The sequence below is a fragment of the Yersinia mollaretii ATCC 43969 genome, from assembly GCF_013282725.1.
GTDB classification, from domain to species: Bacteria; Pseudomonadota; Gammaproteobacteria; order Enterobacterales; family Enterobacteriaceae; genus Yersinia; species Yersinia mollaretii.
The window spans coordinates 1,553,156-1,565,404 of record NZ_CP054043.1; the positions used below are offsets into that span (position 1 = coordinate 1,553,156).

Below are 12,249 nucleotides of genomic sequence, written 5' to 3' on the forward strand. Positions count from 1 at the left end.
TCGGAGAAAATGATGACAATGGCGCTAAATAACAAGTCAAATACCCGTAAAAGATTTATCGCCGGTGCGGTTTGCCCGCAGTGCAAGGCATTGGATACACTGGCTTTGTGGCGTGAAGATCAGGTTGAAGTGGTAGAGTGTGTGAAGTGCGGACATCATCAGCGCCAGACGGATAAGCAGGTCAGTCAACATGTCCGTCAGAATGAACAAGTGATCGGTATTTTCAATCCGAAGTAGCGTTATCCTTCGCGATTTTTTATGCTGGAGGGTACAGCGGTGCAGATTTCCGCTACAATCTGTGCCAATTTTTGTTCCAAGGGTAGGAGATATCATGAAAGTAGCAAAAGACTTGGTGGTCAGCCTGGCTTACCAGGTACGTACAGAAGACGGTGTTTTAGTTGATGAGTCTCCGGTGAGCGCGCCGTTGGACTACCTGCACGGTCACGGTTCTTTGATCGCAGGTCTGGAAAAAGCGCTTGAAGGCCATGCCGCTGGCGACAGCTTTGATGTGCGCGTCAATGCAGACGAAGGTTACGGCAGCTATGATGAAAATCTGGTTCAGCGCGTGCCGAAAGACGTCTTCATGGGTGTTGACGAGCTGGAAGTGGGTATGCGTTTCCTGGCAGATACCGATCAAGGCCCAGTACCGGTCGAAATCACGGCTGTTGAAGATGAGCACGTCGTGGTTGATGGTAACCACATGCTGGCGGGTCAGGATCTGAACTTCCACGTTGAAGTGGTGGCTATCCGTGAAGCGACAGAAGAAGAGCTGCAACATGGCCACGTCCATGGCGAGCATGATCATCACCACGAACACGGTGACGGTTGCTGCGGCGGCCATGACCATGGTGATCATGACGAAGGTCATGAACATGGTAAAGGCGGTTGTGGTAAAGGCGGCTGTGGTTGCCACTAAAATCTGACGTTGTCAGTCAAAAGCCAGCCTTGCGGCTATTGATAGCTCAGTAATTGAAGGGTGACCGCACCTCGGGGCGCTCCGGTGGCTTACGCCACTACGACCCCAACGGCACGTTTCCCCTTCATTTGACTCTGTCAGTAATCAAAAGCCAGCCTTGCGGCTGGCTTTTTGCTATTAATTTTACGGGTTTTTACGCCTAGAATTAATAGTGTGGAGGCGGTGTCTCTTCCGCTTCATTTACCAGCATTGAAGGCTGGGATGCCCGCAGTTTGTCGGTCAGTAGGCGCAAATGCTCGCGCAGTTTGGTCATTTCCATCTGATGCTCCGTCACGATTACATTAAGTTCTTCAATCGTCACTTCCTGAAATGCCAAACGACTTTCCAGCATTTCCAGTCGTTGCTCAAACAGGGATTGTTCCATTTTATTTCCTCTCATGACTGCAAACGATACAGCTACACTTGGCATAGCTGTAAACCATACCTTTTGGTTATTTTCCGCTCGATGGCAGTATAGCTAAAATAGCAGGACGCGCTAGATTCTACCTGCAAAAGCGTATGATTACCCTGTGAGGGTCAAGATATCTATAAAAACGAAACTTCTTGTAGTAAAAAAAGTCTTAATATCACTTAATAGCATGAGTACTGAGATTGTTTTGTGTTCACACAGGCAGTTATAGTACCAACTACTCTTAAAAATCGTTGCTTGGGGCCAGAGTCCTTAAGCCAATGGAGAAATGGATGAAATCACTGTTTAAAGTAACGCTACTGGCTACCACCATGGCGCTAACCCTGAATACCTCTGCGGCTTTCGCTGCTGAAGCAGCAAAAACTGCCACTGCAGCTGCACCAGCAACGACTAATAGCGCATTTAAGAATGATGACCAGCAATCTGCATATGCTTTAGGCGCATCATTGGGGCGTTATATGGACAACTCCCTGAAAGAACAAGAAAAACTGGGTATTAAACTGGACAAAGACCAGTTGATCGCGGGTGTACAAGATGCTTTCGCTAGCAAAAGCAAATTGACCGACGAAGAGATCGAAAAAACCTTGCAAGGTTTTGAAGCGCGCGTAAAAGCGTCTGCTCAAGCCAAAATGGAGCAAGATGCGAAAGAAAACGCCGATAAAGGCGCTAAATATCGCGAGACTTTCGCTAAAGAAAAAGATGTGAAGAAAACCGCATCTGGCCTACTGTACAAAGTTGAGAAAGCGGGCACTGGCGATGCACCAAAAGATAGCGATACCGTTGTAGTGAACTACAAAGGCACGCTGACTGACGGTACTGAGTTTGATAACTCATACAAACGTGGTGAGCCACTCTCATTCCGTCTGGATGGCGTTATCCCAGGTTGGACTGAAGGTCTGAAGCAAATCAAGAAAGGCGGCAAGATCACCCTGGTTATCCCACCAGAACTGGCTTACGGCAAAACGGGCGTCCCGGGCATCCCTGCTAACTCTACGCTGGTATTCGACGTAGAGCTGCTGGATGTGAAAGCGGCACCTAAAGCTGACGCACCAGAAGAACAACCTGCTGCTGTGGACGCAAAAGCGAAGAAGTAATTTAGCTTCGTTACCTGCTCCCACGAATAACCGCTACGATAATTGTCGTGGCGGTTTTTTTTGTCATACAGCTATCAATTTGCACTTCTGCTCGTTGATAACTTGACGGTTTATGGCTTGTGGGCTTAACGTCAATATCACGCGCAAACGCAAGGATTTTATCTCAGCATATTTGCTAGACTTAAAATCTAAGATATTGAGTTATGAGTCTGCCAACGATATTGAGACAGGCTTTACCTAGAGGATGGTGTCTTCGATGTCTAATTCGCTTCTCAGTAGCGAAACCAGTGAACTGGATTTACTGGATGAACGTCCGTTCAGTCAGACGGACCATGAAATACTAAAATCATACGAAGCTATCGTCGATGGTTTGGCGATGCTTATTGGTAGCCACTGTGAAATTGTGCTGCATTCACTGGAAGACCTGAAAAGCTCAGCGGTAAGAATTGCTAACGGTGAACATACCGGGCGGCAGATTGGTTCGCCGATAACCGATCTGGCCTTGCGGATGTTGCACGATATGGCCGGTGCTGACAGCAATGTATCGAGAGCCTATTTCACTCGCGCCAAAAGTGGTGTGCTGATGAAGTCCGTGACTATCGCTATCCGTAACCGTGATCAGCGGGTTATTGGCCTGCTGTGTATCAACATGAATCTGGATGTTCCTTTCTCGCAAATCATTCAGACTTTTATGCCGCCGGAAACGCAAGAAGTGGCCTCTTCGGTTAACTTTGCCTCATCGGTCGATGATTTGGTCGCGCAAACGCTGGAATTTACCATCGAAGAAGTGAATGCCGATCGCAACGTTTCTAACAATGCGAAGAACCGTCAGGTAGTGCTCAATCTGTATGAAAAAGGTATTTTTGATATCAAAGATGCTATCAATCAGGTTGCTGAACGGCTAAATATCTCTAAGCACACTGTCTATCTCTACATTCGCCAGTTTAAGAGTGGCGACCTTGTCGGGCATGATCGTTAATGTCGGGCCTAAAATATTGCCTAATGGTCACTGGGCCTGCTTACGGTACACAGCAGGCCAGTAGTGCTTACCAATTTGCGCAAACCCTTGTTAATTCAGGTCATAATTTGGTCAGCATCTTTTTCTACCGTGAAGGTGTGCTGAATGCGAACCAATTAACTGCACCAGCCAGCGATGAATTTGATCTGGTACGGGCGTGGCAACAATTGGCCACCGAGCATGCTGTGGCGTTGAATGTCTGTGTCGCGGCGGCGCTGCGACGGGGGGTCACTGACCAACACGAAGCAGAACAACTCAATCTGGCGGCGGCGAATCTGCAACCGGGTTTCACCTTGAGTGGCCTCGGTGCACTAGCTGAAGCGGCATTAACCTGTGACCGTATGGTACAATTTTAATGACGATGAAACGTATTGCTTTCGTTTTCACCCAAGGTCCGCACGGCAGTTCAGCAGGGCGGGAAGGGCTGGATGCATTGCTGGCCGCTTCGGCATTGAGCGAAAATATCGGCGTATTCTTCCTCTCGGATGGCGTTTTGCAACTGTTACCCCAGCAGCAACCGGAAAAAATTCTCGCCAGAAACTATATTGCAACTTTCGGTGTCTTACCTTTGTACGATGTCGAGAATTGCTATCTCTGCGAAGCCTCATTACAGCATCGTGGATTGAGTGAAGTCACGAATTGGGTTCTTGATGTTGAGGTGCTACCTCCGGTGGATTTTCGTCGTCAACTGGCGACTTATGATGTTGTGCTGACTTTTTAATTGGGATTTGGGCCGTTATAATGCTTTATACCGTCAGTCATTCTCCTTATCGCTGCGATTTATCTGCGTTATTGAGATTAGTCTCATCTGAAGATGAGATTCTCTTTCTGCAAGATGGGGTGATGGCTGTTTTGAAAAACAGTGAAAGCCTTAAGCTATTGTTAAATAACCCTGCTTCTTTCTTTGTGTTGGAAGATGACGTTATTGCGCGCGGCTTATCCGGTCAAATTTCAGACAGCGCGACACTAATCGGCTATACTCACTTCGTGGATTTGACCCTAAAACATCAGCAACAACTGGCATGGTAATGCGAGTAATGCTGTATATTTCTTGACACCTTAGATAGTCAGCCATAAAATTCTGCGTCCTCGTTCTCTGCCAGTAGTGCAAACGAGGGGGATTTATCACGTGTTTACGAAGCAAAAAACCAGGAGCTTTACTAATAATGGCAACGATTAACCAGCTGGTTCGCAAGCCACGCAGCATGAAGGTTGCTAAAAGCAACGTTCCTGCGCTGGAAGCATGCCCGCAGAAACGTGGTGTATGTACCCGCGTATATACAACCACCCCGAAAAAACCTAACTCCGCACTGCGTAAAGTTTGCCGTGTGCGTTTAACTAACGGTTTTGAAGTCACCTCCTACATCGGCGGTGAAGGTCATAACCTTCAGGAACACTCCGTGATCCTGATCCGTGGCGGTCGTGTTAAAGACTTGCCAGGTGTGCGTTACCACACCGTTCGCGGCGCGCTTGACTGCTCAGGTGTTAAAGACCGTAAGCAATCACGTTCTAAGTACGGCGTGAAGAAGCCAAAGGCTTAATGGTTCTCCGTTAAGTAAGGCCAAACATTTTCACATTAATGTCAAAATAAACTCTTAGAGTTTTGGACAACCCTGAATTAACAACGGAGTATTTCCATGCCACGTCGTCGTGTAATTGGTCAGCGTAAAATTTTACCAGATCCTAAGTTCGGATCTGAATTGCTGGCTAAATTTGTAAATATCCTGATGGTAGATGGTAAAAAATCTACTGCAGAAGCAATCGTCTATACCGCGCTGGAGACCCTGGCTCAGCGTTCTGGTAAAGATTTTCTGGAAGCTTTCGAAGTAGCTCTGGACAACGTGCGCCCGACTGTCGAAGTTAAGTCTCGCCGCGTTGGTGGTTCTACTTATCAGGTACCAGTTGAAGTTCGTCCGGTTCGTCGTAATGCCTTGGCAATGCGTTGGATCGTTGATGCTGCTCGTAAACGCGGTGATAAATCCATGGCTTTGCGCTTGGCGAATGAACTGTCTGACGCAGCAGAGAACAAAGGTTCTGCTGTTAAGAAACGTGAAGACGTTCACCGTATGGCCGAAGCTAACAAGGCGTTCGCCCACTACCGCTGGTAATCACCACGCAGTAGTCATGCTAACCATGCGGGTTGTCTTCTTGAAGCGTCCGCATGGGTTAATCGAACGCCCTAGGAATAGAGGAATCAAATGGCTCGTAAAACACCCATTGAGCGCTATCGTAATATCGGTATCAGCGCTCACATCGACGCCGGTAAGACAACCACTACCGAACGTATCCTGTTTTACACCGGTGTAAACCATAAAATCGGTGAAGTTCATGACGGCGCAGCCACCATGGACTGGATGGAACAGGAGCAGGAGCGTGGTATTACCATTACTTCTGCGGCTACTACCTGCTTCTGGTCTGGTATGGCTAAACAGTTCGAACCACATCACGTCAATATCATTGACACCCCTGGGCACGTTGACTTCACCATCGAAGTTGAACGTTCCATGCGTGTTCTTGACGGCGCGGTAATGGTTTACTGTGCAGTTGGTGGTGTTCAGCCACAGTCTGAGACCGTATGGCGTCAGGCAAATAAATATAAAGTTCCGCGTATCGCGTTCGTTAACAAAATGGACCGTATGGGCGCGAATTTCCTGAAAGTTGTTGGTCAGATTAAATCTCGTCTGGGCGCGAATCCAGTTCCATTGCAACTGGCTATCGGCGCGGAAGAGAAATTCACCGGTATTATTGACTTGGTGAAAATGAAAGCGATCAACTGGAACGAAGCCGATCAGGGCGTGACCTTCGAATACGAAGAGATCCCAGCTGATATGGCTGAACTGGCTGCTGAATGGCACCAGAATCTGGTTGAGTCTGCTGCAGAAGCGTCTGATGAGTTGATGGATAAGTACTTGGGCGGCGATGAGCTGACCGAAGAAGAGATCAAAAAAGCTCTGCGTCAACGCGTTCTGAAAAACGAAATCATTCTGGTTACCTGTGGTTCTGCCTTTAAAAACAAAGGCGTACAGGCAATGCTGGATGCGGTTATCGAATATCTGCCTGCCCCGACTGACGTTGAAGCAATCAACGGTATTCTGGACGACGGTAAAGATACTCCGGCAGTTCGTCACTCATCTGACAAAGAGCCGTTCTCCGCGCTGGCATTTAAGATTGCTACCGACCCGTTTGTTGGTAACCTGACGTTCTTCCGTGTGTACTCTGGTATTGTAAATTCCGGTGACACCGTGCTGAACTCAGTACGTTCACAGCGTGAGCGTCTGGGCCGTATCGTACAGATGCACGCAAACAAACGTGAAGAGATCAAAGAAGTTCATGCAGGCGACATCGCAGCAGCGATCGGTCTGAAAGATGTGACGACGGGTGACACTCTATGTGATCCAGCTAATCCGATCATCTTGGAACGTATGGAGTTCCCAGAGCCAGTAATCTCCGTTGCTGTTGAACCAAAAACCAAAGCCGACCAAGAAAAAATGGGTATGGCTCTGGGTCGTCTGGCAAAAGAAGATCCATCATTCCGCGTTTGGACTGACGAAGAATCTGGTCAGACTATCATCGCAGGTATGGGTGAGTTGCATTTGGATATCCTGGTTGACCGTATGCGCCGCGAATTTAACGTGGAAGCAAACGTCGGTAAACCTCAGGTTGCATACCGTGAAACTATCCGTGACACCGTTAAAGATGTCGAAGGTAAGCACGCTAAGCAGTCAGGCGGTCGTGGTCAGTACGGTCATGTTGTTATCGACATGTCTCCGTTGCCACCGGGTGGCGCTGGATATGAATTCGTCAACGAAATCGTTGGTGGTTCTATTCCTAAAGAGTTCATCCCTGCTGTTGATAAAGGCATCCAGGAACAACTGAAATCTGGCCCTCTGGCAGGTTATCCGGTTGTTGACGTTAAAGTGCGTCTGCACTACGGTTCTTACCATGACGTCGACTCCTCAGAATTGGCATTTAAATTAGCCGGTTCTATCGCCTTTAAAGAAGGTTTCAGAAGAGCTAAACCAGTTCTGCTTGAGCCTATCATGAAGGTTGAAGTCGAAACCCCTGAAGATTACATGGGTGACGTAATGGGCGACCTTAACCGTCGTCGCGGTATCATCGAAGGTATGGAAGATACTGCTACCGGTAAAACCGTTCGCGTCAAGGTTCCGTTGTCTGAAATGTTCGGTTATGCTACTGACCTGCGTTCTCAGACTCAGGGCCGTGCTTCTTACTCCATGGAATTCCTGGAGTATGCTGAAGCACCTAGTAACGTCGCTAAAGCCGTTATCGAAGCCCGTGGCAAATAAGCTTTCGGGTTTAAAACAATGATCCAGTGCTCTCTCATCAGTGGGAGAGCACAAGAGTAAGGAATATAGTCGTGTCTAAAGAAAAATTTGAACGTAACAAACCCCATGTAAACGTCGGTACTATCGGCCACGTTGACCATGGTAAAACAACTCTGACTGCTGCAATCACCACCGTACTGGCTAAAACCTACGGCGGTAGTGCTCGTGCCTTCGATCAGATCGATAACGCACCAGAAGAAAAAGCACGTGGTATCACCATCAACACTTCTCACGTTGAATATGATACCCCGGCTCGCCACTATGCGCATGTTGACTGCCCAGGGCATGCCGACTACGTTAAAAACATGATCACCGGTGCTGCGCAGATGGACGGCGCGATTCTGGTTGTTGCTGCAACTGATGGCCCTATGCCACAGACTCGTGAGCACATCCTGTTAGGTCGTCAGGTTGGCGTTCCATACATGATCGTATTCATGAACAAATGTGACATGGTTGACGATGAAGAGCTGTTGGAACTGGTAGAAATGGAAGTTCGTGAACTTCTTTCTGCTTACGATTTCCCAGGCGACGACATCCCAGTAGTTAAAGGTTCAGCGCTGAAAGCACTGGAAGGCGTTCCTGAGTGGGAAGCTAAAATCATCGAATTGGCCAATTATCTGGATTCTTATATCCCAGAACCAGAACGTGCTATCGATAAGCCATTCCTGCTGCCTATCGAAGACGTATTCTCTATCTCAGGCCGTGGTACTGTTGTAACTGGTCGTGTAGAGCGCGGTATCGTTAAAGTTGGTGAAGAAGTAGAGATCGTTGGTATCAAAGATACTGTTAAATCTACTTGTACTGGCGTTGAAATGTTCCGTAAATTGCTGGACGAAGGTCGTGCTGGTGAGAACGTGGGTGTTCTGCTGCGTGGTATCAAACGTGAAGACATCGAACGTGGCCAAGTTCTGGCTAAACCAGGTTCAATCAAACCACACACTACCTTTGATTCAGAAGTTTATATTCTGAGCAAAGACGAAGGCGGTCGTCATACTCCGTTCTTCAAAGGCTACCGTCCTCAGTTCTACTTCCGTACAACTGACGTAACAGGTACCATCGAACTGCCAGAAGGCGTTGAAATGGTGATGCCAGGTGACAACATCAACATGGTTGTTACTCTGATTCACCCAATTGCAATGGACGACGGTCTGCGTTTCGCAATCCGTGAAGGCGGCCGTACTGTAGGCGCTGGTGTTGTTGCTAAAGTTATCGCTTAATTGTTTTATTGATTAATTACTTTATTGATCAAGTAAAAAGGGTGCCTCGGCACCCTTTTTTATTGACGCGTCGAATAATCTTAATTGAAATAACTCGTATTCTTATTTACAATTGAGAGACTGGTTAAGAAGTGAGTCTCTCTATGTACGTTTGTCTGTGTAATGCCGTATCTGACAAAGTTATCCGTAAAGCTGTTCGTCAGCACCATCCACATACTATTCAGCAGTTGCGTCAACTAGTACCCATCGGTACAGACTGCGGAAAGTGCATTCGACAGGCCAGAGAAATCTTGATCGAGGAACGCGCTAATATTCCAGAAATGAATGATGTTGCTTAGTAGTTAGCAGGGATAAGTTCCCCCACACTTTGCCATCTGGTACTACACTTTTAGTACTGGAAGCGGAGGGTATAACTATGAAAGGCGATAAAAAAATAATTGCACATCTCAATAAACTACTCGGAAACGAGCTGGTTGCCATCAATCAATATTTTCTCCATGCTCGAATGTTCAAAAACTGGGGTCTAATGCGCCTTAATGATAAGGAGTATCGCGAATCCATCGATGAAATGAAGCATGCGGATAAATATATCGAGCGCATTTTATTTCTCGAGGGTATTCCTAACTTACAAGAGCTAGGCAAGTTGAATATCGGAGAGGATGTTGAAGAAATACTGAAATCTGATTTAGCTCTCGAGTTATCTGGAGCGAAAGACTTACGTGAAGGTATTGCGTATGCAGATTCAATCCATGACTATGTCAGTCGCGATTTATTGAAAGAAATCTTGGCTGAAGAAGAGGGCCATATTGATTGGCTTGAAACAGAGCTAAGCCTAATCGAGCGCTTGGGGATACAAAACTACTCACAGGCACAACTGACGTAATAATCCTCCATTCTCCTGCATAGCATAAAATAAAGTGGGTATCCGTCAGGTACTCACTTTTTAAATTTTAAAGTTTGGAAACTCTGAGTATCAGTTTGCAGCAGAACCGTATTTTTAACTCCACATGATAATAAATAATCCCACCAAATTAACGTCATCTGATCAGATTTGTAAGTTTCCGCATAGATTTCCAACAGTGGCTTGCTTCCTGCTGGTATTTACGTATAATGCGCGGGCCTACCTAATCTTGATAGGTCAGATTGAAACTAATCTGTCAGTCGCAGCCTAGTGTTGCAACTGAACAATACTCCCGATATGGGAGTTATATGTTGAACGATTACACTCCCCCATCAATCGAAATGGGTGCGAGGAGTAATCATTTACGTTTATAAATAATTGGAGCTCTGGTCTCATGCAGAACCAAAGAATCCGTATCCGCCTGAAAGCGTTTGATCATCGTTTGATCGATCAATCAACTGCGGAAATCGTCGAGACTGCCAAGCGCACTGGTGCGCAGGTTCGTGGTCCGATCCCGCTGCCAACTCGCAAAGAGCGTTTTACTGTTCTGATCTCTCCGCACGTCAATAAAGATGCGCGCGATCAGTACGAAATTCGCACTCACAAGCGTCTAGTTGACATCGTTGAGCCAACCGAGAAAACCGTTGATGCTCTGATGCGTCTGGATCTGGCTGCCGGTGTAGACGTGCAGATCAGCCTGGGTTAATCAGGTCATTGAGCGATTGAGAGGTTGAAACAATGATTGGTTTAGTCGGTAAAAAAGTGGGCATGACTCGTATCTTCACTGAAGATGGCGTTTCAATCCCAGTAACTGTTATCGAAATTGAAGCGAACCGCGTAACTCAGGTCAAAAGCCTAGAGAACGACGGATACCGTGCTGTGCAAGTAACTACCGGTGCTAAAAAAGCTAACCGTGTTACTAAACCAGAAGCGGGTCATTTCGCTAAAGCTGGCGTAGAAGCTGGCCGTGGTCTGTGGGAATTCCGCCTTCCAGAAGGTCAAGAGTTTACTGCTGGTCAAGAAATTAGCGTCGAAATTTTTGCAGACGTTAAGAAAGTCGACGTTACAGGTACGTCTAAAGGTAAAGGTTTTGCCGGTACTGTTAAGCGCTGGAATTTCCGTACCCAAGATGCTACCCATGGTAACTCCTTGTCTCACCGTGTTCCGGGTTCTATCGGTCAAAACCAGACTCCGGGCAAAGTGTTCAAAGGCAAGAAAATGGCTGGCCACCTGGGTGACGAGCGTGTAACCGTTCAAAGCCTAGACGTAGTACGTGTTGACGCTGAGCGCAACCTGCTGCTGGTTAAGGGTGCTGTACCGGGCGCAACCGGTGGCAACCTGATCGTTAAACCAGCTGTGAAGGCGTAAGGGGATAGCAATGGAATTAGTATTGAAAGACGCGCAAGGCGCGCTGACTGTTTCCGAAACTACCTTCGGTCGTGATTTCAACGAAGCGCTGGTACATCAGGTTGTTGTTGCTTATGCAGCAGGTGCCCGTCAAGGTACTCGTGCTCAGAAGACCCGCGCTGAAGTAACAGGTTCCGGTAAGAAGCCGTGGCGTCAAAAAGGCACCGGCCGTGCGCGTGCAGGTTCTGTAAAGAGCCCAATCTGGCGTTCAGGTGGTGTGACCTTTGCTGCGAAGCCTCAGGATCACAGTCAGAAAGTAAATAAAAAGATGTACCGCGGCGCGCTGAAAAGCATTTTGTCCGAATTGGTACGTCAAGATCGTCTGATCATTGTCGAAAAGTTCTCTGTTGAAGCACCTAAAACTAAGTTGCTGGCGCAGAAACTGAAAGATATGGCTCTGGAAGATGTGCTGATCGTAACGAGTGAACTGGACGAGAACTTGTTCTTGGCAGCTCGCAACCTGTACAAGGTTGACGTTCGCGATGTAGCTGGTATCGACCCAGTTAGCCTGATCGCCTTCGACAAGGTGGTTATGACTGCTGATGCTGTGAAGCAAGTTGAGGAGATGCTGGCATGATTCGTGAAGAACGTCTGCTGAAAGTACTGCGCGCGCCGCATGTATCTGAAAAAGCGTCCGCTGCGATGGAAAAGAATAACACCATCGTTCTCAAAGTTGCCAAAGACGCGACCAAAGCAGAAATTAAAGCTGCAGTGCAGAAACTGTTTGAAGTCGAAGTCGAAGACGTTAACACCTTGCTGGTTAAAGGCAAGAGTAAGCGTCACGGTCAGCGTGTTGGTCGTCGTAGCGACTGGAAAAAAGCTTACGTCACCCTGAAAGAAGGCCAGAATCTGGACTTCATCGGCGGCGCAGAGTAAGTCGG

At 47.4% G+C, this 12,249-nt stretch carries 18 protein-coding genes; 17 read left to right on the plus strand and 1 reads right to left on the minus strand.

Going from position 1 to position 12,249, the window contains the following annotated elements; all coding sequences use genetic code 11:
- The first annotated feature begins 12 nt into the window (after positions 1-12).
- Positions 13-237, plus strand: a complete 225-nt coding sequence (locus HRD69_RS06780; protein WP_032814382.1) for a YheV family putative zinc ribbon protein — start codon at positions 13-15, stop codon at positions 235-237.
- A 94-nt stretch (positions 238-331) separates the two neighbouring features.
- Entirely contained in the window at positions 332-916 is a 585-nt protein-coding gene (gene slyD, locus HRD69_RS06785; protein WP_004875115.1) for a peptidylprolyl isomerase, read from the plus strand.
- A gap of 205 nt (positions 917-1,121) precedes the next feature.
- Here the strand turns inward: slyD and HRD69_RS06790 are convergent, their stop codons facing one another.
- Positions 1,122-1,340 (minus strand): protein SlyX, encoded by a 219-nt coding sequence (locus HRD69_RS06790; protein ID WP_004875114.1) that lies wholly within the window; start codon positions 1,338-1,340, stop codon positions 1,122-1,124.
- A gap of 317 nt (positions 1,341-1,657) precedes the next feature.
- Here HRD69_RS06790 and fkpA point away from each other — a divergent pair, with 317 nt between their 5' ends.
- From fkpA to rplW, 15 genes are all read left to right on the plus strand, one after another.
- Complete coding sequence (gene fkpA, locus HRD69_RS06795) at positions 1,658-2,479, plus strand: FKBP-type peptidyl-prolyl cis-trans isomerase (RefSeq protein WP_032814356.1); 822 nt, start codon at positions 1,658-1,660, stop codon at positions 2,477-2,479.
- A gap of 256 nt (positions 2,480-2,735) precedes the next feature.
- The gene (locus tag HRD69_RS06800) at positions 2,736-3,458 is read left to right on the plus strand and encodes a helix-turn-helix transcriptional regulator (RefSeq protein WP_004875110.1); all 723 of its coding nucleotides are present in this window, start codon (positions 2,736-2,738) and stop codon (positions 3,456-3,458) included.
- A complete protein-coding gene (tusD, locus tag HRD69_RS06805) occupies positions 3,458-3,853 on the plus strand; it encodes a sulfurtransferase complex subunit TusD (protein ID WP_032814354.1) in 396 nt (131 codons plus the stop codon). The genes HRD69_RS06800 and tusD overlap by 1 nt, the downstream gene beginning before the upstream one ends.
- On the plus strand, positions 3,853-4,218 hold the full coding sequence (tusC, locus tag HRD69_RS06810; RefSeq protein WP_080545023.1) for a sulfurtransferase complex subunit TusC: 366 nt from the start codon (positions 3,853-3,855) through the stop codon (positions 4,216-4,218). Before tusD ends, tusC begins: the two co-directional genes overlap by 1 nt.
- 20 nt (positions 4,219-4,238) lie before the next feature.
- Positions 4,239-4,526, plus strand: coding sequence for a sulfurtransferase complex subunit TusB (gene tusB, locus HRD69_RS06815; protein ID WP_004875108.1), 288 nt, complete (start codon positions 4,239-4,241; stop codon positions 4,524-4,526).
- Positions 4,527-4,663: 137 nt separating this feature from the next.
- Entirely contained in the window at positions 4,664-5,038 is a 375-nt protein-coding gene (gene rpsL, locus HRD69_RS06820; RefSeq protein ID WP_002212323.1) for a 30S ribosomal protein S12, read from the plus strand.
- 96 nt (positions 5,039-5,134) lie between these two features.
- The gene (gene rpsG, locus HRD69_RS06825) at positions 5,135-5,605 is read left to right on the plus strand and encodes a 30S ribosomal protein S7 (RefSeq protein ID WP_002212324.1); all 471 of its coding nucleotides are present in this window, start codon (positions 5,135-5,137) and stop codon (positions 5,603-5,605) included.
- A 90-nt stretch (positions 5,606-5,695) separates the two neighbouring features.
- The gene (gene fusA, locus HRD69_RS06830; RefSeq protein WP_004875107.1) at positions 5,696-7,804 is read left to right on the plus strand and encodes an elongation factor G; all 2,109 of its coding nucleotides are present in this window, start codon (positions 5,696-5,698) and stop codon (positions 7,802-7,804) included.
- 71 nt (positions 7,805-7,875) lie between these two features.
- On the plus strand, positions 7,876-9,060 hold the full coding sequence (gene tuf, locus HRD69_RS06835; RefSeq protein ID WP_004875106.1) for an elongation factor Tu: 1,185 nt from the start codon (positions 7,876-7,878) through the stop codon (positions 9,058-9,060).
- Positions 9,061-9,203: 143 nt separating this feature from the next.
- Entirely contained in the window at positions 9,204-9,398 is a 195-nt protein-coding gene (bfd, locus tag HRD69_RS06840; protein ID WP_004391429.1) for a bacterioferritin-associated ferredoxin, read from the plus strand.
- Between the two features lie 77 nt (positions 9,399-9,475).
- Positions 9,476-9,943, plus strand: a complete 468-nt coding sequence (gene bfr, locus HRD69_RS06845) for a bacterioferritin (RefSeq protein WP_004875105.1) — start codon at positions 9,476-9,478, stop codon at positions 9,941-9,943.
- Between the two features lie 412 nt (positions 9,944-10,355).
- Positions 10,356-10,667, plus strand: a complete 312-nt coding sequence (rpsJ, locus tag HRD69_RS06850) for a 30S ribosomal protein S10 (protein ID WP_001181005.1) — start codon at positions 10,356-10,358, stop codon at positions 10,665-10,667.
- A gap of 32 nt (positions 10,668-10,699) precedes the next feature.
- Positions 10,700-11,329 carry a 50S ribosomal protein L3 gene (gene rplC, locus HRD69_RS06855; RefSeq protein WP_004709250.1) on the plus strand — a complete coding sequence of 210 codons (630 nt, stop codon included), beginning with the start codon at positions 10,700-10,702 and terminating at the stop codon, positions 11,327-11,329.
- A gap of 10 nt (positions 11,330-11,339) precedes the next feature.
- Entirely contained in the window at positions 11,340-11,945 is a 606-nt protein-coding gene (rplD, locus tag HRD69_RS06860) for a 50S ribosomal protein L4 (RefSeq protein ID WP_004709248.1), read from the plus strand.
- Positions 11,942-12,244 carry a 50S ribosomal protein L23 gene (gene rplW / locus HRD69_RS06865; protein WP_005159841.1) on the plus strand — a complete coding sequence of 101 codons (303 nt, stop codon included), beginning with the start codon at positions 11,942-11,944 and terminating at the stop codon, positions 12,242-12,244. The genes rplD and rplW overlap by 4 nt, the downstream gene beginning before the upstream one ends.
- The last annotated feature ends 5 nt before the right edge of the window (positions 12,245-12,249 follow it).